This is a genomic window from Thermosulfurimonas sp. (assembly GCF_015491435.1).
Taxonomy (GTDB): Bacteria; Desulfobacterota; Thermodesulfobacteria; order Thermodesulfobacteriales; family Thermodesulfobacteriaceae; genus Thermosulfurimonas_A.
Window position 1 is genome coordinate 1 of record NZ_WFVX01000186.1, and the last position, 25545, is coordinate 25545.

At 58.1% G+C, this 25545-nt stretch carries 22 protein-coding genes, 2 tRNA genes and 2 pseudogenes; 16 read left to right on the forward strand and 10 right to left on the reverse strand.

Features of this window, described 5'->3' with window-relative positions:
• The 6 genes and pseudogenes from F8J34_RS08515 to rpoC all read left to right on the forward strand — a co-directional run.
• Positions 1 to 245, forward strand: a pseudogene (locus F8J34_RS08515) (50S ribosomal protein L11); the annotation flags it as partial.
• An 11-nt stretch (positions 246 to 256) separates the two neighbouring features.
• Positions 257 to 976, forward strand: coding sequence for a 50S ribosomal protein L1 (gene rplA, locus F8J34_RS08520; protein ID WP_297058338.1), 720 nt, complete (start codon positions 257 to 259; stop codon positions 974 to 976).
• A gap of 149 nt (positions 977 to 1125) precedes the next feature.
• The gene (gene rplJ / locus F8J34_RS08525) at positions 1126 to 1656 is read left to right on the forward strand and encodes a 50S ribosomal protein L10 (RefSeq protein WP_297058340.1); all 531 of its coding nucleotides are present in this window, start codon (positions 1126 to 1128) and stop codon (positions 1654 to 1656) included.
• Positions 1657 to 1693: 37 nt separating this feature from the next.
• Positions 1694 to 2083: a 50S ribosomal protein L7/L12 gene (rplL, locus tag F8J34_RS08530; protein ID WP_297058343.1), complete on the forward strand. Its 390-nt coding sequence runs from the start codon at positions 1694 to 1696 to the stop codon at positions 2081 to 2083.
• Between the two features lie 100 nt (positions 2084 to 2183).
• Entirely contained in the window at positions 2184 to 6266 is a 4083-nt protein-coding gene (gene rpoB / locus F8J34_RS08535; protein ID WP_297058346.1) for a DNA-directed RNA polymerase subunit beta, read from the forward strand.
• Between the two features lie 24 nt (positions 6267 to 6290).
• Positions 6291 to 10319 (forward strand): annotated as a pseudogene (rpoC, locus tag F8J34_RS08540) (DNA-directed RNA polymerase subunit beta'); the annotation flags it as partial.
• 118 nt (positions 10320 to 10437) lie between these two features.
• On the opposite strand, the gene F8J34_RS08545 reads toward rpoC, so the two are convergent.
• From F8J34_RS08545 to amrS, 5 genes are read right to left on the reverse strand one after another with little or no spacing between them, the layout of a single operon-like run.
• Positions 10438 to 10623 (reverse strand): YgaP-like transmembrane domain, encoded by a 186-nt coding sequence (locus F8J34_RS08545; RefSeq protein WP_297058351.1) that lies wholly within the window; start codon positions 10621 to 10623, stop codon positions 10438 to 10440.
• A gap of 48 nt (positions 10624 to 10671) precedes the next feature.
• On the reverse strand, positions 10672 to 11625 hold the full coding sequence (locus F8J34_RS08550; RefSeq protein WP_297058355.1) for a tRNA-dihydrouridine synthase family protein: 954 nt from the start codon (positions 11623 to 11625) through the stop codon (positions 10672 to 10674).
• Positions 11622 to 12839 carry a tyrosine--tRNA ligase gene (gene tyrS, locus F8J34_RS08555; RefSeq protein ID WP_297058358.1) on the reverse strand — a complete coding sequence of 406 codons (1218 nt, stop codon included), beginning with the start codon at positions 12837 to 12839 and terminating at the stop codon, positions 11622 to 11624. Before tyrS ends, F8J34_RS08550 begins: the two co-directional genes overlap by 4 nt.
• A gap of 60 nt (positions 12840 to 12899) precedes the next feature.
• Complete coding sequence (hypE, locus tag F8J34_RS08560) at positions 12900 to 13916, reverse strand: hydrogenase expression/formation protein HypE (RefSeq protein WP_297058361.1); 1017 nt, start codon at positions 13914 to 13916, stop codon at positions 12900 to 12902.
• A complete protein-coding gene (gene amrS / locus F8J34_RS08565; protein WP_297058362.1) occupies positions 13900 to 14916 on the reverse strand; it encodes an AmmeMemoRadiSam system radical SAM enzyme in 1017 nt (338 codons plus the stop codon). The genes hypE and amrS overlap by 17 nt, the downstream gene beginning before the upstream one ends.
• A gap of 82 nt (positions 14917 to 14998) precedes the next feature.
• Between amrS and F8J34_RS08570 the strand changes: the two genes are divergently transcribed.
• A complete protein-coding gene (locus F8J34_RS08570) occupies positions 14999 to 15358 on the forward strand; it encodes a histidine triad nucleotide-binding protein (RefSeq protein WP_297058365.1) in 360 nt (119 codons plus the stop codon).
• Here F8J34_RS08570 and F8J34_RS08575 read toward each other — a convergent pair.
• Genes F8J34_RS08575 through F8J34_RS08585 form a run of 3 tightly spaced genes read right to left on the reverse strand, consistent with a single transcriptional unit; the run spans position 15270 to position 17501 of the window.
• Positions 15270 to 16220: a cation diffusion facilitator family transporter gene (locus F8J34_RS08575; protein ID WP_297058368.1), complete on the reverse strand. Its 951-nt coding sequence runs from the start codon at positions 16218 to 16220 to the stop codon at positions 15270 to 15272. The two genes, F8J34_RS08570 and F8J34_RS08575, sit on opposite strands and share 89 nt — an antisense overlap.
• A complete protein-coding gene (locus F8J34_RS08580) occupies positions 16217 to 16963 on the reverse strand; it encodes a UPF0280 family protein (RefSeq protein ID WP_297058371.1) in 747 nt (248 codons plus the stop codon). The genes F8J34_RS08575 and F8J34_RS08580 overlap by 4 nt, the downstream gene beginning before the upstream one ends.
• A complete protein-coding gene (locus F8J34_RS08585; RefSeq protein ID WP_297058374.1) occupies positions 16944 to 17501 on the reverse strand; it encodes a FumA C-terminus/TtdB family hydratase beta subunit in 558 nt (185 codons plus the stop codon). Before F8J34_RS08585 ends, F8J34_RS08580 begins: the two co-directional genes overlap by 20 nt.
• 85 nt (positions 17502 to 17586) lie before the next feature.
• Here F8J34_RS08585 and F8J34_RS08590 point away from each other — a divergent pair, with 85 nt between their 5' ends.
• Together F8J34_RS08590 and thrC are read left to right on the forward strand one after the other, a co-directional pair.
• Positions 17587 to 19167, forward strand: a complete 1581-nt coding sequence (locus F8J34_RS08590; RefSeq protein WP_297058376.1) for a methyl-accepting chemotaxis protein — start codon at positions 17587 to 17589, stop codon at positions 19165 to 19167.
• 2 nt (positions 19168 to 19169) lie between these two features.
• Positions 19170 to 20561 (forward strand): threonine synthase, encoded by a 1392-nt coding sequence (gene thrC / locus F8J34_RS08595; RefSeq protein WP_297058379.1) that lies wholly within the window; start codon positions 19170 to 19172, stop codon positions 20559 to 20561.
• Here the strand turns inward: thrC and F8J34_RS08600 are convergent.
• A complete protein-coding gene (locus F8J34_RS08600) occupies positions 20539 to 20763 on the reverse strand; it encodes a hypothetical protein (RefSeq protein ID WP_297058381.1) in 225 nt (74 codons plus the stop codon). The two genes, thrC and F8J34_RS08600, sit on opposite strands and share 23 nt — an antisense overlap.
• A gap of 132 nt (positions 20764 to 20895) precedes the next feature.
• Between F8J34_RS08600 and F8J34_RS08605 the strand changes: the two genes are divergently transcribed.
• The 3 genes from F8J34_RS08605 to F8J34_RS08615 are packed head-to-tail and all read left to right on the forward strand — an operon-like array spanning position 20896 to position 24248.
• Positions 20896 to 22305: an aminopeptidase gene (locus tag F8J34_RS08605; RefSeq protein WP_297058383.1), complete on the forward strand. Its 1410-nt coding sequence runs from the start codon at positions 20896 to 20898 to the stop codon at positions 22303 to 22305.
• Entirely contained in the window at positions 22306 to 23079 is a 774-nt protein-coding gene (locus F8J34_RS08610; protein ID WP_297058386.1) for a tRNA (adenine-N1)-methyltransferase, read from the forward strand.
• Complete coding sequence (locus tag F8J34_RS08615; RefSeq protein WP_297058388.1) at positions 23076 to 24248, forward strand: pyridoxine 5'-phosphate synthase; 1173 nt, start codon at positions 23076 to 23078, stop codon at positions 24246 to 24248. The genes F8J34_RS08610 and F8J34_RS08615 overlap by 4 nt, the downstream gene beginning before the upstream one ends.
• Here F8J34_RS08615 and F8J34_RS08620 read toward each other — a convergent pair.
• Positions 24245 to 24469: a hypothetical protein gene (locus tag F8J34_RS08620; protein WP_297058391.1), complete on the reverse strand. Its 225-nt coding sequence runs from the start codon at positions 24467 to 24469 to the stop codon at positions 24245 to 24247. The two genes, F8J34_RS08615 and F8J34_RS08620, sit on opposite strands and share 4 nt — an antisense overlap.
• A 169-nt stretch (positions 24470 to 24638) precedes the next feature.
• Between F8J34_RS08620 and F8J34_RS08625 the strand changes: the two genes are divergently transcribed.
• The 4 genes from F8J34_RS08625 to F8J34_RS08640 all read left to right on the forward strand — a co-directional run.
• On the forward strand, positions 24639 to 24884 hold the full coding sequence (locus tag F8J34_RS08625) for a hypothetical protein (RefSeq protein ID WP_297058394.1): 246 nt from the start codon (positions 24639 to 24641) through the stop codon (positions 24882 to 24884).
• A gap of 65 nt (positions 24885 to 24949) precedes the next feature.
• Positions 24950 to 25026: transfer RNA gene (locus F8J34_RS08630), tRNA-Arg, on the forward strand.
• Between the two features lie 63 nt (positions 25027 to 25089).
• Positions 25090 to 25165: transfer RNA gene (locus F8J34_RS08635), tRNA-Asn, on the forward strand.
• Between the two features lie 124 nt (positions 25166 to 25289).
• A partial coding sequence (locus F8J34_RS08640; RefSeq protein ID WP_297058396.1) for an FAD-dependent oxidoreductase occupies positions 25290 to 25545 on the forward strand: 256 nt, incomplete at its 3' end.

Below are 25545 nucleotides of genomic sequence, written 5' to 3' on the forward strand. Positions count from 1 at the left end.
ATGCCGACCGTTCCTTCACCTTTGAGTTGAAGACCCCTCCGGCCTCGGTGTTGCTCAAGAAGGCCGCCGGGGTGGAGAAGGGGGCGCATGCCACCAAGAAGGAGATCGTGGGGAAGGTGACCCGCAAGCAGGTGGAGGAGATAGCCAAGCTTAAGATGAAGGATCTCAATGCGGCCAGCCTGGAGGCGGCCATGCGCATGATTGAAGGGACGGCCAAGAGTATGGGGATAGAGATTGTGGATTGAGGTGAGGGAAGATGGCCAAGAGAGGCAAAAAATATCGGGCGGCTCTGGAGAAGGTAGATCGGACCAGAAGGTATTCTTTTGAGGAAGCGGTTAAGCTGGCCCTGGAGAACGCCTATGCCAAGTTCGACGAGACGGTAGAGGTAGCGGTCAAGTTGGGGGTGGATCCGCGCCATGCCGATCAGATGGTGAGGGGCTCGGTGGTGCTTCCGCATGGAACGGGTAAAACGGCCCGGGTGGTGGTCTTTGCCAAGGGAGACAAGGCCAAGGAGGCGGAGGCAGCCGGGGCGGATTATGTAGGGGCCGAGGATCTGATCAAGAAGATTCAGGAGGGCTGGCTGGATTTCGATAAGGCCGTAGCCACGCCGGATATGATGCCCCTGGTGGGACGGATCGGAAAGATCCTGGGGCCGCGGGGGCTTATGCCCAGCGCCAAGACCGGGACGGTGACCTTTGACGTGGCCCGGGCGGTGAAGGAGATCAAGGCCGGAAAGGTGGATTTTAAGGTGGATCGGGGTGGAGTGGTACACGCTCCGGTGGGAAAGGTTTCCTTCGGGGAGAAGAAGATCCTGGAGAATCTGGCGGCCTTTTTTGACGCCCTTCTGCGGGCCAAGCCCTCGGCGGCCAAGGGGCAGTATATCAAGAGTGTGACTTTATCCACCACCATGGGGCCGGGCATAAAGATAGACCCGGCGGATGTGCGTAATCTGGTGAAGGATTATCAGGCAGAATAAGGTCTCGGGTGTCCCTCCTTTTTCGGAGGTGACCCTGAGTCGAAGAAGGCAGGTAACCGTGAGGTTTTAAACGGCGTTTAAGGCCGGCCTGCGGAGACGAAGGGTAAACCTTCGTCAGAAATTTTCAGGAAGCCTAAGGGAGGAAGGCGGTGCTTACACGTGCTCAAAAGGAAGAACTGGTAAAGAATTTACGGGAGAAATTCCAGGAGTCTCAGGCCGTATTTGTGACCACTTTTAAGGGGCTTACGGCCAACGAGAGCAACGAACTGCGGCGCAAGATCCGGGAGGCCGGCGGGGAGTATCGGGTGGTGAAAAACACCCTCCTGCGCATCGCTTCCGCGGATACTCCGGCTGCTCCTATTCAGGATTTTATCGAGGGTCCCACGGGGATTGCGCTGGCCTATCAGGATCCGGTGGCGCTGGCCAAGGTGCTGCTTGAGTTTTCCGAGGAGCATCCGGCTCTGGTGATCAGGGGCGGGGCTCTGCAGGGCAAACCGGTGGAGGCCAAAGGAGTGGAGGCCCTGGCCAAGCTGCCTCCCCGGGAGATCCTGCTGGCTCAGCTTCTGGGGTTGCTCCAGGCTCCCCCTGCCCGGCTGGTGCAGCTTCTGGCCAATGTGGTGCGTTCTTTCCTTTATGTGCTTAAGGCTATCGAGGAGAAAAAGAAGGCCGAGGGCCAGTAATAACACCATAATTATTACCAAGTAAGGAGGCGAAGAAATGGCGGTAACTAAGGAAGAGGTAATCGAGTTTATTGCCAACATGAGCGTGCTGGAGCTTTCGGAGTTTATCAAGGAGCTGGAGGAGAAGTTCGGGGTTAGTGCGGCGGCTCCGGTGGCGGCGGTGGCTGCGGCTCCGGGAGCGGCTCCGGGGGCGGAGGCGGCTCCGGCGGAGGAGAAGACCGAGTTTGACGTGATCCTTACCGAGGCCGGTGGTCAGAAGATCCAGGTGATCAAAGAGGTGCGGGCCATTACCGGTCTGGGGCTCAAGGAGGCCAAGGAACTGGTGGAGAGCGCCCCCAAACCGGTCAAGGAGGGAGTCTCCAAGGAGGAGGCCGAAGAGATCAAAAAGAAACTCGAGGCCGTTGGCGCCAAGGTAGAAATCAAGTAAAATTAGGACAAAACCAGGTTCAAATATAAGGGCTTTTCCCCGGAAAGGGGAAAGCCCTTATTGTGTTTGAAATTTAAAGCGAAGGAGGGCGATCCAGGATATGGAAACTCCCACCATTATTCCAGCCCGGATAAGGAGAAATTTTGGACGGGTCAAACCGCCCATAGAGGTTCCCTATCTCATCCAGCTTCAGAAGGATTCCTACCGGGAATTTTTGCAGAAGGACGTACCTCCCCAGGCCCGTAAAAACAAGGGCATTCAGGCGGCCCTGAAGGAAGTCTTTCCCATCAAGGATTATACGGGTACCGCGGAACTGGAATTTGTGGACTATGAGATCCTGCCTCCGGAGCTGAGCGCCGAGGAATGCTGGGAAAAGGGGCTTACTTATGAGGCCCTGATGAAGCTCCGGGTGCGGCTGATCACTTACGATGTGGATCCGGAGAGTGGGGCCCAGAGCATTCGGGATATTAAGGAACAGGAGATCTTTTTCGGCTCGGTCCCCCTCATGACCGAAGACGGGCGTTTCATCATCAACGGGACCGAGCGGGTGGTGGTGAGCCAGATCCAGCGTTCGGCCGGGGTGATCTTTGATCACGATAAGGGTAAGGCTCATGCGGGAAAGATCGTCTATACCGCGCGGGTCATTCCGGCCAAGGGTTCCTGGCTGGATTTCGAGTATGACCATCGGGGGCGACTTCTGGCCCGGATCGATCGGCGCAAGAACTTTACCGCCACCACCTTCCTCAAGGCCATGGGGATGACCGAGGAGGAGATCCTCAATTACTTCTATCCCCGCGAGAAGTTCATTCTTTATCCGGATCGGATCGAGAAGGAGATCAACCCCGAGGTATTCCTTACCCAGAAGGTGTCCGTGGATATTGTGCATCCGGAGACCGGAGAGGTGCTGCTTAAGGCCGGACGTAAGGTAACCAAGGCGGCCCTGAAGAGGATCCTTGAGGCCGGGATCAAGACCATTCCGGTTACGGAAAAAGAGTTTCTGGGGCGGGTTTCGGCCCGGGATGTGGTGGATCCGGAGACCGGAGAGGTGATCCTGGAATGTAACCAGGAGATTACCAAGGAGAAACTGGCCCGTTTGCGCGAGGCCGGGGTGCGGGAGGTGGAATGCCTTTATATCGATGTCCACAAATACACCCGGGCCCTGCGCGACACCCTGAAGCTGGACAAGGCCAAGACCCGGGAAGAAGCCCTGATAGAGATTTACAAGAAGATGCGGCCTTCCAGTCCGGCCACCCTGGAGGTGGCGGAGCCCTATTTTCGTTCCCTTTTCTTCGATCCGGCCACCTACAATCTTTCTGAGGTGGGTCGCTATAAGATCAATCTGCGTCTGGGGCTGGATATCCCCATTACGCAGACCACCCTTACCAAGGAGGATGTACTGGCCATCCTGAAGGAGCTTATCCGTCTTAAGGAAGAGGGGGCCGAGGGGGACGATATCGACCACCTGGGGAACCGGCGGGTGCGAGCCGTGGGGGAACTGGCGGAAAACCAGTATCGGGTGGGGCTGGTGCGGATGGAACGGGTGGTCAAGGAACGGATGACCCTTCAGGACGTAGAGGCCCTGATGCCCAACGACCTGGTCAATCCCAAGCCGGTCTCGGCGGCCCTGCGGGAGTTCTTTGCCCAGGGGCAGCTCTCCCAGTTCATGGACCAGACCAATCCCCTCTCCATGATCACGCACAAACGTCGTCTCTCGGCCCTGGGCCCCGGAGGGCTTACCCGGGAGCGGGCCGGTTTTGAGGTGCGGGACGTGCATCCCTCCCATTACGGGCGGATCTGCCCCATCGAGACCCCGGAGGGGCCGAATATCGGTCTGATTGTGTCCATGGCTACCTATGCCCGCACCAATCCTTACGGATTCCTGGAAACTCCCTATCGGCTGGTAAAAAACGGGCGGGTTACCAATCAGGTCATCTATCTCAATGCCGCCGAGGAAAAGGATCTGGTCATCGCTCAGTCCACCATCAACATAGATCAGGAGGGGCGCATCCTGGACGAGGTGGTACCGGCCCGGAGGGGAGGCGAGTTTGTGATGGTGCGCCGGGAGGAGGTGGATCTGGTGGATCTGGTTCCGGCCCAGGTGGTGAGTGTGTCCTCCTCCCTGATTCCCTTCCTGGAACACGACGACGCCAACCGGGCCCTTATGGGTTCGAACATGCAACGTCAGGCCGTTCCTCTCATTCGTACCGAGGCTCCCCTGGTGGGTTCGGGGATGGAGAAGGTAGCGGCCCGGGATTCCGGGGTGGTTATCCTGGCCGAGGGCGACGGGGTGGTGGAGGACGTGGATGCCACCCGGATCGTGGTGCGCTATGAAGGGCAGAACGGAGGGGCTCCTGAGGTGAAGATCTACAACCTGATGAAATGGAGACGCTCCAACCAGAATACTACCTTCAATCAGAAGCCCCGGGTGCGTCCCGGCCAGAGGGTGAAGAAGGGCGAGGTGCTGGCTGACGGGCCTTCCACCGACGGTGGGGAGCTGGCCCTGGGCAAGAACATTCTGGTGGCCTTCATGCCCTGGCGGGGCTACAACTTCGAGGACTCCATCGTGATCTCCGAGCGTCTGGTGCGGGACGATGTCTATACCTCCATCCATATTGAGGAATTCGAATGTGTGGCCCGGGAGACCAAGCTCGGACGGGAGGAGATCACCCGCGATATCCCCAATGTAAGCGAGGAGGCTCTTTCCAATCTGGATGAGAGCGGCATTGTGCGGATCGGGGCTTACGTGCGTCCCGGGGATATCCTGGTGGGGAAGGTTACTCCCAAGGGGGAGGTACAGCTTACCCCGGAGGAGAAACTGCTTCGAGCCATCTTCGGGGAAAAGGCCAGCGATGTGAAGGATACCTCTCTTCGGGTGCCGGCGGGCATTGAGGGGATCGTGATCGATACCAAGGTGTTTACCCGGCGGGGAGTGGAAAAGGACGAGCGGGCCCTGGCCAAGGAGGCGGAGAAGATCGCCCGCCTGGAAAAGGATCGGGCGGACTACCTAGAGATCCTCCGGCGCAGCACCATGAAGGCCCTAGAGGAGCTCCTGGTGGGTCAGAAGGCGGCTGCGGCCTACATCGACGAGGAAGGAAAGGAGATAGTCCCCCGGGGAGGTGAGATCACCGCGGAGGTGCTCTCCAGGGTGCCGCTTTCCCAGTTGAGAGAGATCGCTCCCAAGAATTTGAAAAAGCAGGTGGATGAGATCCTCAAGTCCTTTGAGGTCAAAAAGGCCGAAATCATTCACGAATTCGATCGCCGGATCAAACGGGTGACCAAGGGAGACGAACTGCCCCCGGGGGTGCTCAAGGTGGTGAAGGTCTATGTGGCCATGAAGCGCAAGCTTCAGCCCGGGGACAAGATGGCCGGTCGGCATGGAAACAAGGGCGTGGTTTCCAAGGTGGTCCCCATCGAGGATATGCCCTATTTGCCGGACGGGACCCCGGTGGATATGGTGCTCTCTCCGCTGGGAGTGCCCTCGCGGATGAACATCGGGCAGATCCTGGAGACCCATCTGGGGTGGGCCTGTAAGGAATTGGGTAAGAAGCTGGCCCGTCTGGCCCAGGAGCATCAGGTGCAGGCGGTGAAGGATCTCCTGAAACGGCTCTTCAGTGAGGAGGAATACCAGCGTCTCACCGAGGGGAAGAGCGACCAGGAGATCCTGGATATGGCCCGGGCCTTTGCCGATGGGATCCCGGTGGCCACCCCGGTGTTTGACGGGGCCAAGGAGCCCGAGATCAAGGCCTGGCTCAAGGAGGCCGGACTCTCGGAGACCGGTCAGACGGTGCTTTATAACGGTCTTACCGGGGAACCCTTTCGGGAGCCGGTTACCGTAGGGTATATGTACATGCTTAAGCTTCACCATCTGGTGGACGACAAGATCCATGCCCGGGCTACCGGACCTTACTCCCTGATCACCCAGCAGCCGCTGGGAGGTAAGGCCCAGTTCGGTGGGCAGCGTCTGGGAGAGATGGAGGTCTGGGCCATGGAGGCCTACGGAGCGGCCTATGCCCTTCAGGAATTTCTCACCGTAAAAAGCGACGATGTGACCGGGCGGACCCGGATGTACGAGAAGATCGTGAAGGGAGAGAACTTCCTGGAACCCGGGCTTCCGGAGAGTTTCAAGGTCCTGGTCAAGGAATTGCAGGGCCTTTGTTTGGATGTAGAGGTTATTGAAGAATAAAAGCCTCACGGGAGGTGTAACCGTATGGAGGAGCTTTTTTCCTATTTCACCAAATCCAAGGATCCCATGGATATAAGGGCTATTCGTCTGGGGCTGGCTTCGCCGGAGAAGATCCGGGAGTGGAGTCACGGCGAGGTCAAGAAGCCCGAGACCATAAATTACCGCACGCTCAAGCCCGAGCGGGACGGTCTTTTCTGTGCCAAGATCTTCGGTCCCATCAAGGATTACGAGTGTCTGTGCGGCAAGTACAAGCGGGCCAAACACCGGGGGGTGATCTGTGAGAAGTGCGGGGTGGAGGTCATTCAGAGCAAAGTGCGTCGGGAACGCATGGGGCATATCGAGCTGGCGGCCCCGGTGGCTCATATCTGGTTCCTGCGCAGCGTGCCCAGCAAGATCGGTTCCCTCCTGGATCTTACGCTCAAAGAGCTGGAATCGGTGCTTTACTTCGAGAAATACATCGTAATCGAAAGCGAGGTGCCGGAGGTACCGCAGGGTAAGGTCCTTTCCGAGGAGCAGGTTTACGCCTTCCGGCAGAAATACGGAGACAAGTTCCGGGTGGGGATGGGAGCGGAGGCGGTACGTGAGATCCTGCGTAATCTGGATCTGGATCGGCTGGCCGAGGAGATCCGGGCGGAGATGGAGAAGACCTCGAGCGAGGCCCGGAGGAAGAAGCTGGGCAAACGGCTCAAGGTGGTGGATGCCCTTCGGACCTCCGGGAACCGTCCGGAATGGATGATCCTGGAGGTGGTGCCGGTTATTCCTCCGGAACTTCGTCCACTGGTGCCGCTGGAGGGGGGACGTTTTGCCACCTCGGACCTCAATGATCTTTATCGGCGGGTGATCAATCGGAACAATCGTCTGCGGAGGCTCATGGAGCTGGATGCTCCGGAGGTGATCGTCCGCAACGAGATGCGTATGCTGCAGGAGGCGGTGGATACCCTTTTCGACAACGGTCGGCGCGGGCGTCCGGTAACCGGTCCCAATCGCAGACCGCTCAAGAGTCTTTCGGATATGCTCCGGGGCAAACAGGGGCGTTTCCGACAGAATCTCCTGGGGAAACGGGTGGATTTTTCCGGACGTTCGGTGATCGTGGCCGGGCCGGAACTGAGGATGCACCAGTGTGGTCTGCCCAAGAAGATGGCCTTGGAGCTTTTCAAGCCCTTCATCTATCACTGGCTGGAGAAACACGGCTACGCCACCACCATCAAGACCGCCAAACGCCTGGTGGAAGAGGAGGACCCTCTGGTATGGGACGCCCTGGAGGAGATCGTCAAGGAATTTCCCATCATGCTCAACCGGGCTCCCACCCTGCACCGGCTGGGGATCCAGGCCTTTGAGCCGGTCCTGATAGACAGCAAGGCCATCCAGCTGCATCCCCTGGTCTGCGTGGCCTATAACGCCGACTTCGACGGAGACCAGATGGCGGTGCATGTGCCGCTTTCGGTGGAGGCCCAGACCGAATGTCGGGTGCTCCTCCTTTCCACCAACAATATCCTGCTTCCGGCCAGCGGGGTCCCGGTGGTCTATCCCACGCAGGACATGGTGCTGGGGATTTTCTATATGACCCTGGATCGTCCCTTTGCCCGGGGAGAGGGAAGGGTATTCAAGGACCCCGAGGAGGCCATCCTGGCCTATCAGGAGGGAGCCATAGACCTTCAGGCCCGGATCAAGGTTCGAATGGACGGAAAACTGGTGGAGACCACCCCGGGGCGTCTCATCTTTCGGACCATTGTGCCGGAGGAGATAGCCTTTGAGGAATACAATCAGCCCCTGAGGAAGAAGGAGCTTCAGCGTTTGATTGATCTTTCCTATCGGCGAGCCGGAGCCAAGAAGACGGTTATTTTTGCCGACCGGATGAAGGATATGGGTTATCAGATGGCCACCGAGGCCGGCCTTTCCATCTGTGTGGATTATCTGGTGATTCCCAAGAAGAAGTCGGAGATCCTGGCCGAGGCGGAAAAGAAGGTGCAGGAGATCATGCAGCAGTACCGGGACGGCTTGATCACCGACGGAGAACGATACAACAAGACGGTGGATATCTGGTCCACGGCCACGGACCAGGTGACCAAGGAAATGATCAAGGAGATGGAGACCGCGGAGTATATCGGGCCCAACGGGGAGAAGGTGATCGGCCCGAGCATGAACCCGGTTTACATCATGGCCTATTCCGGGGCCCGGGGTTCGGTGGATCAGATTCGTCAGCTGGCGGGTATGCGGGGACTCATGGCCAAACCCTCCGGGGAGATCATCGAGACCCCGATTAAGAGTAATTTCCGGGAAGGGCTTTCGGTGCTGGAATACTTCGTTTCCACCCACGGGGCCCGGAAGGGGCTGGCGGATACCGCTCTCAAGACCGCCAATGCGGGTTATCTCACCCGGCGTCTGGTGGATGTGGCCCAGGATTGCACCGTGGTGGAGGAGGACTGCGGCACCATCGATGGCATCGAAGTGGGGCACCTTATCGAAGCCGGAGAGATCATGGAACCGGTGTGGGACCGGGTGCTGGGACGGGTGGCTCTCGAGGACATCGTGGATCCGGTGACCGGAGAGGTCCTGGTACGGGCCAACGAGGAGATCGACGAGAAGGCGGTGAAAAAGTTGCGGGAAGCCGGGATCGAGAAGGTGGCTATCCGGTCGGTGCTTACCTGTCAGAGTCGTTACGGGGTCTGCGCCAAGTGTTACGGCCGGGACCTGGCCACCGGGCGGATGGTGGAACTGGGTGAGGCCGTGGGAATTATCGCCGCCCAGTCCATCGGGGAACCCGGGACCCAGCTCACCATGCGGACCTTCCACATCGGGGGTACGGCCAGCCGGGCGGTGGAGCAGAGCGAACACCGGGCCCAGACCCAGGGGCGGGTCAAGTTTATTAATCTGCGCACGGTGCAGGCCCGGGACGGTTCCCTGGTGGCCCTGAACCGTCAGGGAGAGATCGCGGTGGTGGCTCCGGATGGACGCGAAAAGGAGCGTTATCCTGTGGTTTACGGGGCCAAGATCCGGGTAAAGGAGGGAGACGAGGTCAAGCCCGGGGATCTCCTGGTGGAATGGGATCCCTTTACCAACCCCATCATTACCGAAGTCTCCGGTAAGGTGAAATTCGGGGACATCATCGACGGAGTCACGGTGGACGAACGCACGGATCCCATTACCGGAAGGGTGAGCATCATCGTGCGGGAGTACAAGCTTACGGATTATCGGCCTCGTATTTCCATCAAGGACGAGCGTGGTCGGACCAAGAAACTTCCCTCCGGTAAGGGCGAGGCCCGGTATCTTCTTCCGGTGGGGGCCATCCTTACCGTCCAGGAGGGCGACTATGTAGAGGCCGGAGATATTATCGCCAAGATCCCCCGGGAGACGGTGAAGACCAAGGACATTACCGGAGGTCTTCCCCGGGTGGCCGAACTCTTTGAGGCTCGCAAACCCAAGGATTACGCAGTCATCAGCGAGATCGAGGGAGAGGTTATCTTCGACAAGGAGCTCAAGGGCAAGCGCAAGATCATCGTGAGGCCCGAAATCGGCGAACCCAAGGAATATCTGGTGCCCAAGGGCAAATACCTGGCGGTGCAGCAGGGAGACTATGTCCGGGCCGGAGATCCTCTGATCGAGGGGTCTCCCAATCCTCACGACATCCTGCGGGTGAAAGGGGTCAAGGAGCTGGCCAAGTTCCTGGTGGAGGAGATCCAGGAGGTCTATCGGCTTCAGGGGGTGCGGATCAACGACAAGCATTTTGAGGTCATCGTGCGGCAGATGCTCAAGAAGGTGAAGATTAAGGAAGCCGGGGATACGCGGTTTATGATCGGAGAGTTGGTGGACCGGGCGGTGTTTGAGGAGGAGAACGAGAGGGTGCTGAGGGAAGGAGGGCGTCCGGCGGTGGCCGAGCCGGTGGTGCTGGGAATCACCAAGGCCGCGCTCAATACCGAGAGCTGGCTGTCCGCGGCCTCCTTCCAGGAGACCACCCGGGTGCTCACCGATGCCGCCCTGGCCGGTAAGGTGGATTACCTGCGCGGACTGAAGGAAAACGTGATCATCGGGCGCCTGATCCCTGCGGGTACGGGTCGGGTCTATTACGATATGAAAGCCGAAGAGAGGAAGGCCCTGGCTGCGGAGAAGAAGGCCGAGCTGGAACTTCCCTTCTAGAGGCTAAAAGGGGCCGGGATGATTCCCGGCCCTTCTTCTATTCCTTAAAGATCTTGCGGAAGAACCACTCCGAGGGACAGAAGTTGATGATGGCCGAAAAGATGCTCATGAGGGCCACGAACCAGATGATATACTCCCCCCATCCGTGGCCGGACCGGTAGAGCAACAACCCGGCAAGAAGGATCAATCCCATAAGGATTCGCTGGGCTCTTAAGGCTTTCATGATGAATACCTCCTGGTGAGCTGGATTCGGGTTTCCCCCTCCCCCATTCTAGTCCCGCGGGGGGCAACCGGCCAGGTCCTGGAGGAGAAGGCAGAGGGTCCGATAATCCGGAGCGGTGAGAAGGGGAGGGAGGAAGTCCTTTTTGTAGGGAATCCCTTTGAAAAGCTGGGCCAGGAAGGCCTTGATCTTCTTGGCCGCGGTTTCGGGACGGAAGAACCGGGCCATTTCCTCAAGGAGGTCGAGGGCCAGGGAGGCCCTTTCCCTCGCTCCCCGAAGGATGCTTCTTTTTCTGCGATATTCTTCGAAGATCCAAGGATTTTTGAGGGCTGCCCGGCCGATCATTACCGCCGCACACCCGGTCTCCTCCTTCATCCTGTCGATGTCCTCCCAGCGGGAAATGTCTCCGTTTCCCACCACCAGCACCTTATCCCCGACCAGGTTCTGGAGATCCCGGATGCGGTTCCAGCGAGCCCGGCCGGAGAACCCTTCCACCCCCAGACGGGGGTGCACCACGATGGTGGAGACCCCTTCGGTGACCAAGAGGGTGGCGATTTCTTCCAGGCGATCCTGATCCCAGCCGAGGCGGATCTTGGCCGAGGCGGGAAGACCATAACTTCGGGCGGCCAGGACCAGGGCGCGGATGCAGGATCGGAGACGCTCGGGATGACGCAGGAGCCCGGCCCCGGCTCCCCGGGAGACGATCTTCCTTACCGAGCAGCCCAGATTGAGATCCAGACCGTCCGGACGCAGTTTCTCCGCCACCGTGCAGGCTGCCAGATAGAGGGTTTCCGGGTCGTTTCCGAAGAGCTGCACCACCAGGGGGCGTTCCTCCGGGGTGAAATGGAGAAGGGGGTCTTCCACTCCCTGGCGAAGGATCATGTCCGCGCTGATGAGTTCGGTCCAGGTTCGATCGGCCCCCAGGCGCCGGGCCAGCCTCCGGAAGGGAGAATGGGTGAATCCGGCCATGGGGGCGAGGATGATCTCGCCCGGTCCGGCGCTCATGAGGTGATGAGGAGTTTGAGAAAGCGTTTCTTGCCGATGCGCAGATAGTATTCCCCGGGGGAAAGATCCAGATTTTCCTCCCGGATGGTCCCTCCCTCCACAAACCTGACCGCTCCCTGAGCCACGAGCCGTTTACCTTCGGAGGTGCTCTTGACCAGTCCGGCTTCCTTGAGAAGTCCGGGAAGCCAGATCTTTCCGGAGCCGGTACGGATCTCCGGCACCTCCCGGGGTATCTCCCGGCGGGAAAAGACCCGTTCGAATTCCTCGGCCGCCTCCCGGGCTGCGGCTTCGGAATGGAACTGGGACACGATGAGCAGGGCCAGACGTTTTTTGACCTCCTTGGGATGTTCCCTTCCCTCGGCCACCGCCCTTTTAAGGGACTCTATCTCCGCCAGGGGAAGATCGGTTAAGAGTTCATAATAACGCCACATGAGATCGTCGGAGATGGACATGAGTTTTCCGAACATCTCTCCCGGAGGTTCGGTGATGCCCACATAATTACCCAGGCTTTTGGACATCTTTTGAACCCCGTCCAGGCCTTCCAGGATGGGAACGGTGAGGATAACCTGGGGTTCCTGACCGTATTCCCTCTGGATTTCGCGCCCCACCAGGAGGTTGAAGAGCTGATCCGTTCCCCCCAGTTCCACGTCGGCCTTGAGGGCTACGGAGTCGTAGGCCTGGATCAGGGGATAGATGAGTTCATGGATATAGATGGCTCGCCCGGACTCGAAACGTTTCTTGAAGTCCTCGCGTTCGAGCATTCGGGCCACGGTATATTTGGCACAGAGACGAATGAAGTCTTCGGCGCTCAGTTCCTTCATCCAGTGACTGTTAAAGACCACCCGGGTCTTTTGCGGATCCAGGATCTTGAAGACCTGATCCGCGTAGGTGCGGGCATTCTCCAGGACCTGTTCCCGGGTGAGCGGGGGACGTGTTTCCGAGCGTCCGGAGGGGTCTCCGATCATGGCCGTGAAATCTCCGATGAGGAAATAGACCTCGTGGCCCAGGTCCTGAAAATGGCGCATCTTGCGCAGGAGCACCGTGTGACCCAGATGGAGGTCCGGAGCGGTGGGATCAAAACCGGCCTTGACCCGCAGAGGGATTCCGGTCTCCGCGGACCGTTTAAGTTTGGCCAGGAGTTCCTCTTCCTCCACGATGTCCACGGTTCCTCGCTTCAGGTATGCCAGGGCCTCTTCCGGGGAAAGCCTTTCCATTTTCGCCCTCCTGCAGAAAATCAGCCTAATTTAAACGCTTGGGAGAGGAATATTCAAGTTTCAACAGATCCTGGGGAGGGGTTCTCCGGTGAGGACCGGGAGGATGCGTTCCCCTCCGATGGAGGTGTGCAGAATTACCCGGGGATTTTCCGAATAACTGAGGACTTTTCCGATGAGGGAGGCCTGCTTCCCTCCGGGGAGTTTGCGCAGAATCTCCAGGGCCCGGGTTCCGGCCCCCGGGGCCACGATAGCCACAAATCGTCCTTCACAGGCCAGATAGAGGGGATCCAGCCCCAGGATTTCGCATCCGCCACGGACCTCGGGCCGCAGGGGGAGGTCTTTTTCCCGGATCTCCATTTCGGTCCCGGATTCTTGGGCCAGTTCGTTGAGGGTGGTAGCCAGTCCTCCCCGGGTAGGATCGCGCAGGGCGTGGATCTCCGTGCCCAGGGCCTGGATCAGGGCCTGCACCAGGGGCCAGACCGGAGCCGAATCACTGCTCAGCCCCCGCAGGGGGATATTTTCCCGGGCCGCCAGCACCGCCAGGCCATGTTCCCCAACCGGCCCGGAGACCAGGATTTCGTCCCCGGGACGAATGCGGGAGGGATGCGGAGGTGGCTCCAGGACTATTTTTCCGATCCCGGTGGTGTGTATAAAGATCCGGTCGGCCTTCCCCCGGGGCACCACCTTGGTGTCGCCACAGACGATGCGCACGCCGATCTCCCGGGCGGCTTCGGCCATGGATTCTACCACCCTCCGCAAATCGTCCACCGGGAGGCCTTCCTCCAGGATGAGACCACAGGAAAGATAGAGGGGCTCGGCCCCGGCCATGGCCAGATCGTTCACCGTGCCGTGTACGGCCAGAGAGCCGATGTTTCCGCCGGGAAAAAAGATGGGATCCACCACGAAGCCATCGGTGGTAAAGGCCAGGGAGGAGGCGTTTAATTCCAGAAGGGCCGCGTCGAGCAAATAATCTTCCTGCCCGAAGGCCGGAAGGATTATCTCCCGCAACAGACGGTGGGTGGCCCGGCCCCCGCTTCCATGGTCGAGAAGGATTATCTTTTCATTCCCAGAGACCATCAATGACCGCCCCGCACTCCGGACAACGCCCTTCAGGGGTGATTTCGTTTTTCAGGATCCGGAAACCGTAACGTTCAATGAGCAGGCGTCCGCAGGACCAGCAATAGGTGTTTTCCCCTTTGTCTCCGGGAATGTTACCGGTATAGACGTACTTCAACCCGGCCTCACGCCCCAGGCTATAGGCTCGCTGGAGGATCTCTACCGGGGTGGGAGGACGGGTAAGGAGACGATAGGTGGGGTAAAAGCGGGTTACGTGCCAGGGGGTTTCGGGCCCCAGTTCGTCCCGAATGAAGGCAGCGATCTCTCGCAACTCTCCGGGATCGTCGTTTTCTCCGGGAATGATAAGGGTGGTTACCTCCAGCCATACCCCCAGACGCTTGAGATATTTAAGGGTTTCAAGGACCGGTTTCAGCCGGGCCTTACAGTGTCGGGCGTAGAATTCTTCCCGAAAGGCCTTAAGATCGATATTGGCGGCATGAAGATGGGGATGCAGGGTGTCCAGGGCTTCCGGGGTCATATAACCGTTGGAAACAAAAACGTTTTTGAGCCCCTTCTCATCGGCCAGTCGGGCACAATCCAGAGCGAACTCGAAATAGACCGTGGGTTCGGTATAGGTATAGGAGATGGACCGGGAACCCGAGCGCAGGGCCTCGGCCACCACCTCCTCCGGAGAAATTCTTTCTCCGGTCACATAACCGTAATGGCGGGGAAATTGCGAGATCTCGAAGTTCTGACAGAAATCACACTGAAAGTTACAGCCCACCGTGGCTATGGAATAACTCAAACTCCCGGGCAGGAAGTGAAAGAGGGGTTTTTTTTCTATGGGGTCCACATGTCGGGCGATAATCTGGCCATAGACCAGGGAATAAAGAACCCCCTCCTCGTTTTTGCGCACCCCGCACAGACCGGTCTTTCCCGGGGGAATGCGGCAGCGATGGTTACATAGATGGCACCGCACCTCCCGTCCTTCCAGCCGCTCGTAGAGAAGGGCCTCCCGCATAACTTTAAAATAGGTCTCTTGAGGCCTTGAGGCAAGGCGGAAAATTTTCTATAAAAGAACAAAAGACCACGGGGAGGAGCAGATGGGGGATTGTATCTTCTGTAAGATCCTGAGGGGAGAAATTCCCTCCCGCAAGGTTTACGAGGATGAACTGGCCTATGCCTTTCATGATATCAACCCGGTGGCTCCCATACATATCCTCATCATTCCCAAGAAACATCTGGCCGGGATCCATGAGATGGAGGAGGAAGACCGGGAGCTTATCGGGCATCTTTTCTGGGTGGCCCGCAAGATTGCCGAGGATCTAGGGCATTCCCCCTCCCAGGATCCCACCCGGGGGTATCGCCTGGTTCTTAATTCCGGTTCGCTGGCCGGTCAGACCGTGTTTCACCTTCATCTGCACCTTCTGGCCGGTCGGGAGATGAGCTGGCCTCCGGGTTAATCTCCTCAAAGGGTTCCAGATGCACCACCACATCGATGATCCGGGGGTGGTGATGGAGAAGGGTTCTTTTGACCCTTTCGGAAATAGCGTGTCCTTCCCGCACCGAAAGTTCCGGGTCCACCTGGATATGTAGATCCACCAGGGTATGTCCGGCGTGCTTGCGGGTGCGGATACGGTGGGTGCCTTTAACCCCCGGAACCCCCAGGACTTCTTTACGGATGGTTTCGGTTTCCCCGACGCTCACCCCGTCGCAGAGTTCCACCACCCCGGGATGAATGATTTCCCAGGCGGCCTTAAGGATGAAGAAGGAGACGGCCACCGAGGCCAGGGGGTCGAAGAAGGTCAGATCCGGTCGCCAGGCGGCCAGGGCCGGTCCGGCTATGGCCGGGATGGAGCTTAAGGCATCCGAACGGTGGTGAAGGGCATTGGCTATTACCGCCGGGGAACCCAGACGTTGTCCTACCTTCAGGGTTACCCGGTAGAGGGCCTCCTTGAGAAAGAGGGAGAGGGTAGGGGGAAGGAGGACCCAGGCCGGGAGAAGTTTCCCCTGAGAACAGGTAACCAGGGAATAGAGGGCCTTGCCGGTAAGGGCCAGGGCTCCGGCCCCCAGGATCACGCCGATGATTACGGCGATGAGGGTTTCGATGCGTCGATGGCCGTAAGGATGGCAGGCGTCGGGGGGTGCGCTTCCGTAACGGATACCGAACAGGGTGAGGAAATCCGTGGCCAGATCCGAAAGACTGTGGATACCATCGGCGAACACAGCCTGGCTGTGTCCCCACCATCCGGCAGCGATTTTGAGAGCAGCCAGAAAAAAGTTGATCCCTATCCCGATCAGGGTTACCTGATAGGCTCCGTTCATAGGGATACCAGTTCCACCGCTTTCCCTCTGGCGCCCAGTCGATCCTCTACCACTGCCACCACCCCCAGGATTCCGGGGATATCCTCTGCGGCCTCCAGCACCCGGGGCAGGGACTTGCGCCCCTTTACCAGATTGGCCAGAGCGGTGGCTGCAGCGTCGGCCAGAGCGGTGTCGCGGGCGATGACGCAAACCGCTTCGGCGCGGCCCAAGGAGAGGCTGTGTCCTACCCGTCCGGAGGAGGTGCATACCCCGCAGGGCATGAATTCCCGGGCTATGCGCAAACCCACCCGTCCGGAAAGGGGGGATTCCCCGGCGTAGAGGGCCACGGTGGCCGAACGCTCAAGGGCCAGGAAGATGTCTCCTCCGTTTTCCACCACCACCTGAGAGGTTAATCCCCGGGCGAGAAGCCGATGTCCCACCTCTTCGGCAATGGCTCCGGCCACCGCAGCCATGGGACCCACCCGGGCCAGGCGTGCCGCGGTCATCATCTTTCGGACCAGGGGCGGGGCGCTGGGGTCTTCGGAGAGGGGTTTCAGGGCCTTGAGGAATTCCGGATGATCCTGGATGTATCTTTCCAGTGGTCGCCGGATCTCCTGGATGAGATGGAGCACCTCCATGGAAAGATCCCTTTCGGCCAGGAGGGCCAGGTCGGTTTCCCGATACACCACCCGGAAGGCCCGAAGTCCCTGGCCGGGGCGCAGCCAGGTGCGATAATGGCGAATTTCACCCCAGGCTACCGGCACGCCGGAGCACCTCCTGGTAATAATCCTCGCCGGAGGGGGTATTGATGACCACCGCAGGAAAGTTTTCCACCTCCAGTTCCAGCAGGGCTTCGGGGCCCAGGTCCTCGAAAGCCAGCACCCGTACCGAAGTGATCCGGCGGGCCAGATAAGCTCCGGCCCCTCCGAAGGTGGCCAGGTAGAGGGCCCGGTGTCGTTTTATGGCTTCCCGTACCTCCGGCCCCCGTGGCCCCTTGCCCATGGTGGCAGCCAGACCCAGCTCCAGTAAACGGGGAGTATAGGGATCCATGCGATAGGCGGTGGTAGGGCCGGCAGCCCCGATCATCTTTCCCGGGGGGGCCGGACTCGGCCCCACGTAATAAAGACACTCTCCCTCCAGGGGAACGGGAAGGTCCCTTCCCTGGTCCAGAAGTTCCAGCATCCGTCGATGGGTGGCATCCCGGGCCCCCAGCAGCCTGCCCCGGATCAAGATCAACTCTCCAGGACTCAGGGCTTCAAAAATTTCCCGATCCTCCACCGGGAAATAGAGGATTTTAGGCATTTATTTCCTTCCCCCTTGATCTAAACTCTAGATGATCGGTAAAATAACTTTTTATAATTCCAAATTTTACCACAGGAGGTCGTGAATGGGACTTACGGAAAGGGTGGATCGCTCTCTGAAGATGTGGCAGAAGTTGGCCGTGGTCCTTGCGGGAATAGTGCTTTTGAGTTTGTTTAATCTGGCGGTTCTCTGGTATCTACAGAAGCAAGCCTTTAAGGATTATGAAAGGGCTCAAAGAGCCACCGAGGTCACCCGAAAGGTTAAGGATTTTCTGGCCTATCATATTCGCTGGAAGGTTAATTTCCTTACCGGTCTTCTGAACGAAAGTGCTCCCCGGGTGGAGACCGATCCCTCTCGCTGTCCGTTGGAGAGGTTTCTGGCCGAATACCATCCGGAATCCCCGGAGGAGGCCGCTCTGGTAAGTAAGATTTTAGAGACCGATCGTCGTTTACACCTTTCCGCAGCCAAAGTGCAAAAGCTTTTTGCTGAGGAGGCCGATTACGAGGATATAGTGAGGACTTATAATGAAGACATTAATCCCACCTCCAAACGACTTTTTGCGCTCCTGCGCAAGCTCAATGCGGAATTTGTTCAAGTGCGGGAAGCCCGGGCCAAAGAGGAGGCCTATTCGGCCCTGGAATTGAGTAAAAAGGCGGTGTTCATTACCACCCTGATTTTGATCGTGGCGGCTTTTCTGATGCTGGTCTTTATCGCGGTAAGGCTTTCACGGGGCGTAGGGATGATCCTTTCCGTGGTGGATGACCTGGCCCACGGGGATTTTTCGCGTTCCTTTTCCATTCCCGGACGGGACGAAATCTCCCGGATCCTTCAGCGGTTGGAACAGATGGTAGTTTCGCTGCGGCCCCTGCTGCGGGATGTAGCTTCCGGTTCCGAGAACCTGGAGAGGGTGTCCGAGGAGGTGAGAGGCCGGCTGGAAGAGGCTTCGCGGGAGGCCGAGGAGGCCGGAGAGAGGGCCACCCGGATGCGGGAGGAGGCCCACCGGGTTCTGGAGAGCGTGGAGGAAGAGGTTCGATCCATAAACGAGATTTCCGCAGCCATTCAGGAGATCAGTCAGAACACCACCAAGGCGAGTATGGTGACCCGGGAGGCAGTGGAGAAGGCTCAACGGGCCCAGGAGATCATGAACCGGGTGGGGGAGGCCTCGCAGGAGATCGAGGGGGTGATCCAGCTCATTACCGGCATTGCCGAACAGACCAAGTTCCTGGCCTTAAATGCCACCATCGAGGCCGCCCGGGCCGGGGAGGCTGGCAAGGGTTTTGCCGTGGTGGCCAACGAAGTCAAGGAACTGGCCCGCCAGACCGCTGAAGCCACCGAGGACATTACTCAGCGAATTCGAGCCATGCAATCCGGAAGCGAAGAGGCCATTCGGGCCGCGGATGAAATAGCCTCTATTATCCAGGAAATAGATCAGATTGCCTCGGCCATCGCCAGCGCGGTGGAGGAACAGACTGCGGTTATCGGAGACATCGCTCAAAAGGTGGAGGATCAGAAGGCCGGGGCCGAGGAATTTGCCCGGGAGGCCGAGGAGGCCTATCAGGCCGCTCAAAAGGCCCTTTCCGGCATCAAGGAGAATATGGAAGCCATGCGCAAACTGGTGGCCCTGGCCCACCAGCTTGCCGAAAACGTTTCCCGTTTTAAAGTTTAACCATGCGTTACCTGAGTACCCGGGGTGGTATTACTCCGCTTCCCTTCTGTCAGACGGTCCTGGCTGGACTGGCCGAGGACGGGGGTCTTTTCCTTCCGGAGCGGATTCCTGTTCTCTCCGAGGAGGATCTGCGCTCCTGGGCGCGGCTTTCCTATCCGGAGCTGGCCTTCCGGGTCTTCAGCCTTTTTGTGGATGATCTCCCCCCGGAGGACCTTTATCAACTGGTGGAACGATCCTATCGCACCTTCACTCATCCCGAGGTTACCCCGGTGGTCAGGAAGGGCCCTCTGTGGATCTTGGAGCTCTTTCACGGTCCCACTCTGGCCTTCAAGGATGTGGCTCTTCAATTTCTGGGAAACCTCTTTGAATATCTCCTTCTTAGAAGCGGGGAGAAACTGAACATCCTGGGAGCCACTTCCGGGGATACCGGTTCGGCGGCTATTTACGGGGTCCGGGGGAAAAAGAATATGGCCATCTTTATCCTTCATCCCCACGGAAGGGTCTCCCCGGTGCAGGCCCTCCAGATGACCACGGTAACGGATCCCAATGTCTTTAATCTGGCCATTCAGGGGACCTTTGACCATTGCCAGGCCATTGTGAAACGGCTTTTTTCGGATCTGGAATTCAAACGTCGATACCGTTTGGGGGCGGTGAATTCCATCAACTGGGCCCGGGTAATGGCCCAGATCGTCTATTACCTCTGGGCCTATTTTCGGGTCTCCGAAGCCGAGGGGAAGGAGAGAGTGCGCTTTTCCGTTCCCACCGGGAACTTCGGAGACATCTTCGCCGGGTATCTGGCCCGGCGTATGCTTGCCGGCCGGATAGAGCGCCTGATTCTGGCCACCAACGAGAACGACATCCTCACCCGCTTTGTGGAGAAGGGGGATTACTCGGTGCGGGAGGTTGTTCCCACCATCAGCCCCTCCATGGATATTCAGGTGGCCTCCAATTTTGAACGTTATCTTTATTATCTCTGGGACGGAGACACGGCCAGGGTGCGCCAGGCCATGGAGCGTTTCGCCCGGGAGGGCCGACTTCGCTTTTCCGAGGAGGAGGTTCGTCGGGTGCAGGAAGATTTTCTCTCCCGCTCGGTTTCTCAGGAGGAGACCTTAGCCACCATTCGGGCCTTTTATCAGGAGACCGGTTATATCCTGGATCCGCACACGGCGGTGGGGGTGAGGGCTGCTCTGGAGTTTGCGGACCCCGAGGTGCCCACCATCTCTTTGGCCACGGCTCATCCGGCCAAATTTCCTCAGGCGGTGGCCCGGGCCCTGGGATTCGAGCCCCCGGTACCCGAGCCGTTGCGCGACCTGGGGACACGCCCCCGGAAGGTGGTCATCCTCCCGGCCCGGGTAGAGGCCGTGCGGCGTTTTATCGAGGAGCACGCCCTTTAACGCCAAGGCCGGGGTTTTTCCTTTTCTTTCCGGGAATGGCCCCTTTACCGGGTTTCTTTGCCGAATTGGACGGAGATTTCTGGGAAACTGAGGAATTGGTGCTCTCCAGGGTGCATCCCTCCCAGGCTCCGTGCTGGGCATGGGCCAGGGCCGGCCAGAGAAGAATGAGGACCAGAGCCAGACCGCATACTTTTCGAAACATCCTTTGGCCTCCTTCTTTGAGATCCAGGGAATATTTTATCCTTTAATTCTTGGCCCGGGGCAAGACCGGAGAGTTGACCCACCGGCTCTTGCAGGCTAACTTTGGGCCAAAGTCGGTAAAAAGGGGGTTTTTATGGCATCCAGGGAGGAAGCTCTCAAGGAACTTAAGGAAAAGCTGGCTTATACCCCGAAGCCGGTGTGGGACCAGGTTAAGGAAGAGGAAAAGGAGGCCATAGAGCGCTTGGCCGAGGATTATCGGCGATTTCTTTCCGTGGCCAAAACGGAAAGAGAATGTGTGGAGGCCATGGTGGCCCTTCTTAAGAGGCACGAGTTTTCCGAGAGACCTTCGGCCAGATTCTACCAGGTCTTTAGGGGGAAGAGTCTGGCCGTTTTTGTGGCCGGAAAAAAACCTCCCTATTATGGCCTGCGTTTGATCGCCACCCATATCGACAGTCCCCGGCTGGATCTTAAGTTGCATCCCCTTTATGAGGATCTGGATCTGGCCTTTTTCAAAACGCACTATTACGGCGGGATCAAGAAATATCACTGGGTAGCCAGGCCGCTGGCCCTGCATGGAGTGGTAGTCAAACCCGATGGAAGCCGGATCCGGATAGTTATAGGTGAGGATCCCAAGGATCCGGTACTTACGGTCTGCGATCTCCTGCCTCACCTCTCCCGCAAGGTGCAGGGGGATAAAAAGCTCTCCGAGGCTATTCCCGGGGAAAAACTCAATCTTCTGGTGGGAGGCCTGCCCCTGGTAGGGAGTACGGAGGACAAGGAAAGGGTCAAACTTTCGGTACTCAAACTCCTTCATGAGAAATACGGTCTTACCGAGGAGGATTTTGTAAGCGCCGAATTGGAAGCCGTTCCGGCCGGGCCGGCCCTGGAGGTGGGGCTCGATCGAGCCTTTATCGGAGGCTACGGTCAGGACGATCGCATCTGCGCTTTTGCGGCACTGGCGGCTGTCCTGGAGACTCGGGAACCCGTTTATTCCACTCTGGTGCTCTTTCTGGACAAGGAAGAGATCGGTTCTGACGGAAATACCGGGGCCAAGAGCCGTTTCCTGGAAAAACTTGTCTATGATTACCTGAAGATCTGGGGAGTTAGTCCGCAGGGAGATACGGTGCTGGAGACCTTTCTGCGTACCAGGGCCGTCTCCGGAGATGTTACCGCAGGCATGGATCCCCATTACCTGGAGGTACACGAAAAGCTGAACGATGCCCGTATGGGCTACGGAGTGGTGCTTACCAAATACACCGGCCACGGTGGAAAATACATGGCCAACGATGCCCATGCCGAATACATGGCCTGGCTAAGGAGGGTTTTTTCCGAGGCCGGGGTGGTTTATCAGGCGGCTTCCATGGGCAAGGTGGACGAGGGTGGAGGAGGTACGGTGGCCAAGTATCTGGCCCTTTACGGAATGGACATCGTGGATCTGGGGCCTCCCCTCCTGGGAATGCATTCTCCCTTCGAGGTGGCCCACAAGGCCGATCTCTACATGACTTATAAGGCTTACCGAACCTTTCTTTCCGCCGGAGACTAAATGACCGAACGGATCAGGGAAGGGGATCTTATTCTTCTCCTTTCCGGGGACGGGAACACCTATCTCCTGCGGGTGGAGGACCGTCCCTTTCATACGCATCGCGATTATGTGAAGCTGGCCGACCTTGTGGGCCAGCCCTATGGAACCCGGTTAACGGGAGTCCACGGCACCCCCTTTTATGCCCTGCGACCGGTGATTCACGATTACCTGATGAAGCTCAAACGGGCCACCCAGATTATCTATCCCAAAGAGATAGGGATTATCCTTCTGAAACTGGATGTGGGTCCGGGGAAGACCATTGTGGAATGCGGAACCGGCTCCGGGGCCCTTACCATGGCTTTGGCCCGGGCCGTGGGGCCGGAGGGACGGGTTATTACCTACGAGAAGGAGGATCGTTTTCGCCAGCTGGCCAGAGAGAACCTGAGGAGGGTGGGACTGGAGGAAAGGGTGGTCTTCAAGGGAGCGGCGGAGCCGGGTTTTGAGGAAGAGGAAGAGGCGGACGCGGTCTTTCTGGACGTGCGGGAGCCCTGGGACCTCCTGGACACGGCTTGGAAGGCCCTCAAGGGAGGGGCGCCTCTCGGGGCCCTGGTCCCTACCACCAATCAGGTTTCCCGGCTCCTTCAGGCCCTGGGGGAGCTTCCCTTCGTGGCTCTGGAGGTTCAGGAGGTGCTTCAGCGTTTTTACAAGCTTAATCCCGAGCGTCTGCGTCCGGAAGATCGCATGGTGGCGCATACCGGCTATCTTATCTTTGCACGCAAGGTGTGGGAACGATGAACTATCATCAGTTCCTTCAGGAGGGCCTTTTCCGGGCCCTGCAGCTTCTGGGACTTAAGGGCAAGGTGGTCCACCTGTATCTGGTAACCGACGAAGAGATCGCCCTTCTTAATCGGGAATATCTGGGCCGTGAGGGCCCCACCAATGTCATTTCTTTCTCTTTGTGGGAGGGTCAGCGTCCCGCCAGCCCCACTTATCTGGGAGAGATCTTTATCTCCCGGGACACCGCCCGACGGGAAGCCCGGGAATACGGAGTGCCTTTGAGGGATTATCTCCTGTCGCTGGCCCTTCACGGTCTTTTGCATCTTCTCGGTTACGAACACGAACGAGGTCGATGGGCTCCCTGGCTTATGGCCAGGAAGGAGGAAGAACTCTTGCGGAGGCTCTTAGGGCCCGAAAGACGGGCCATTTTAAATCTTGTAAGAAGGAGGGAATATATGCCGGCTAAACTTGCGGTAAATGTGGATCATGTGGCTACGGTGCGGGAAGCCCGCAAGGTGCATTACCCGGATCCGATACACGCCGCAGTACTGGCGGAACTGGGTGGAGCCCACGGCATTGTGGTGCATCTGCGGGGCGACCGGCGTCATATCCAAGAGCGGGATGTGCGGCTTCTGAGAGAGATCATAAAGACCAAATTGATTTTGGAGATGGCCCCCACCGAGGAGATGATAGAATTTGCCCTTACGGTAAATCCCGATCAGGTGACCCTGGTTCCGGAGCGTCCCATGGAAGTCACCACCGAAGGGGGGATGGCGGTAAAGGGTCGGGTCAGGGAGGTGCGAGCCACGGTGGAACGTTTAAAGAAAGGCGGAATCCCTAAAGTGAGTATTTTTATCAATCCGGATCCGGCGGAGTTAAAATCGGCCTCCAAGACCGGGGCCGATGTGGTGGAGCTGCATACCGGTCATTACGCCGAGGCCCGGGGAGCGGAAGAGATGGAGCGCGAACTTTCCCGTCTGGAGGAGGCCGCCCGGGTGGCCCGGGACCTGGGGTTTGAGGTACATGCCGGACACGGCCTTTCTTACGAAAACATAGAACCGGTAGCGGCCATCCCGGAAATAGAGGAATTCAGTATTGGACACGCTATTATAGCCCGGGCCATTATGGTGGGAATGAAGGAAGCCGTACGAGAGATGCTTTCGCTGATAGAGAAGGCCCGGGGTTAGGCCTGGCCCTCGGGGAGCCTGGCCTTTTCCAGACGGGCCAGGGCCTCCTCGAGGCTCATTATGCCTTTAGCTACCGCATAGGCTACGTAAGGATATACTCGAGGGTCATAGCCCTCCGGACGGGGGAATAGACCTTTAGCCCGCAGCTTGGCCAGCTTGGCCCTTCGACGGCGACGGCGTTCGATTTCCCTTTTCCGCTCGATCTTTTTATGTCTAGCCATGCCCTCTTCACCCCTTGATTTTCGTTTTCGGCTCCTTTATATAAAGGCTACTTCGGTTTTCGTCAAGGAACCGAGCCGGGTTCCTTGATAAGCTTTAGAGAAGGAACAAATTTTAAGATTGAAGATTACGGGTGAGACTCCGAAAGATTTAGAAGAGGGTTAAGGAAAGATGCAGTGCAAACGGCTTAGAACTTTGGCCCGGGAATGGTTTTTAAAAGTTAGGGAGGATGCCCTGGCTCCGGCCCGGATGATGGAATTTATCCATCGTCATGTGCGACAGTGCAGCACCTGTCAGGCGGACCCGGATCTTCCCCAGGAGATCGAAAAGATCCGGGAGTTCATCCGGGCTCCGGAGGTCATTCCCAGTATCCAGGAGATTTCCGAAGATCTAGAGGAAGAGAAGGTCCTTCTTTAAAGGCAGGGGTTGTTTCAGGGGGTATTTTCTACCCCCAAAGAACGGTTAAAATAATATAAAAGTGTGCCCCCGTAGCTCAATCGGATAGAGCAGCGGCCTTCTAAGCCGTTGGTTGGGGGTTCGAGTCCTCCCGGGGGCACCAGGGTTTATATATTTTTCCTCTTGACATGTTTGAGCAACCCTTTAAGTTAAATAGAAACTAGGTTCCCCGGTAGCTCAATCGGCAGAGCATCGGGCTGTTAACCCGAGGGTTGCAGGTTCGAGTCCTGCCCGGGGAGCCAGAATTTATTGAGAATCCTCTAGTTAAAAAGACACTACGCCTTACCATCCTTTTTATCCCTTAGGTTTTTTCAGGGATATCTTGGGGTACAATCTTTTCTTAAAACCAAGGACTCAAGGTTTTTAATGGTTGCCGATGTGGTGATCGTAGGAGGGGGCCCGGCGGGTTCTACGGCGGCCTATCTTTTGAGCGGCTGGGGAATGCGGGTCCTTCTCCTGGACAAAGACTGTTTCCCCCGGCCTAAACTTTGCGGCGGGCTTCTTACCGCCAAGACCTCCGCTCTCGTGAGCCGTGTCTTCGAGTTGCCCTCCAGGGAACTGGACCGTCTCAGCGAATATATAGCCTGGAGCTACGGACTATATTACCGAAGGAGACCCATCC

Bases quoted from the DNA above. Each gene is read 5' to 3' on its own strand.
- rplA (WP_297058338.1), top strand. From the start codon at position 257: ATGGCCAAGAGAGGCAAAAAATATCGGGCGGCTCTGGAGAAGGTAGAT.
- rplL (WP_297058343.1), top strand. From the start codon at position 1,694: ATGGCGGTAACTAAGGAAGAGGTAATCGAGTTTATTGCCAACATGAGC.
- rpoB (WP_297058346.1), top strand. From the start codon at position 2,184: ATGGAAACTCCCACCATTATTCCAGCCCGGATAAGGAGAAATTTTGGA.
- F8J34_RS08545 (WP_297058351.1), bottom strand. From the start codon at position 10,623: ATGAAAGCCTTAAGAGCCCAGCGAATCCTTATGGGATTGATCCTTCTT.
- F8J34_RS08550 (WP_297058355.1), bottom strand. From the start codon at position 11,625: ATGAGCGCCGGACCGGGCGAGATCATCCTCGCCCCCATGGCCGGATTC.
- tyrS (WP_297058358.1), bottom strand. From the start codon at position 12,839: ATGGAAAGGCTTTCCCCGGAAGAGGCCCTGGCATACCTGAAGCGAGGA.
- hypE (WP_297058361.1), bottom strand. From the start codon at position 13,916: ATGGTCTCTGGGAATGAAAAGATAATCCTTCTCGACCATGGAAGCGGG.
- amrS (WP_297058362.1), bottom strand. From the start codon at position 14,916: ATGCGGGAGGCCCTTCTCTACGAGCGGCTGGAAGGACGGGAGGTGCGG.
- F8J34_RS08570 (WP_297058365.1), top strand. From the start codon at position 14,999: ATGGGGGATTGTATCTTCTGTAAGATCCTGAGGGGAGAAATTCCCTCC.
- F8J34_RS08575 (WP_297058368.1), bottom strand. From the start codon at position 16,220: ATGAACGGAGCCTATCAGGTAACCCTGATCGGGATAGGGATCAACTTT.
- F8J34_RS08585 (WP_297058374.1), bottom strand. From the start codon at position 17,501: ATGCCTAAAATCCTCTATTTCCCGGTGGAGGATCGGGAAATTTTTGAA.
- F8J34_RS08590 (WP_297058376.1), top strand. From the start codon at position 17,587: ATGGGACTTACGGAAAGGGTGGATCGCTCTCTGAAGATGTGGCAGAAG.
- thrC (WP_297058379.1), top strand. From the start codon at position 19,170: ATGCGTTACCTGAGTACCCGGGGTGGTATTACTCCGCTTCCCTTCTGT.
- F8J34_RS08600 (WP_297058381.1), bottom strand. From the start codon at position 20,763: ATGTTTCGAAAAGTATGCGGTCTGGCTCTGGTCCTCATTCTTCTCTGG.
- F8J34_RS08605 (WP_297058383.1), top strand. From the start codon at position 20,896: ATGGCATCCAGGGAGGAAGCTCTCAAGGAACTTAAGGAAAAGCTGGCT.
- F8J34_RS08610 (WP_297058386.1), top strand. From the start codon at position 22,306: ATGACCGAACGGATCAGGGAAGGGGATCTTATTCTTCTCCTTTCCGGG.
- F8J34_RS08615 (WP_297058388.1), top strand. From the start codon at position 23,076: ATGAACTATCATCAGTTCCTTCAGGAGGGCCTTTTCCGGGCCCTGCAG.
- F8J34_RS08620 (WP_297058391.1), bottom strand. From the start codon at position 24,469: ATGGCTAGACATAAAAAGATCGAGCGGAAAAGGGAAATCGAACGCCGT.
- F8J34_RS08625 (WP_297058394.1), top strand. From the start codon at position 24,639: ATGCAGTGCAAACGGCTTAGAACTTTGGCCCGGGAATGGTTTTTAAAA.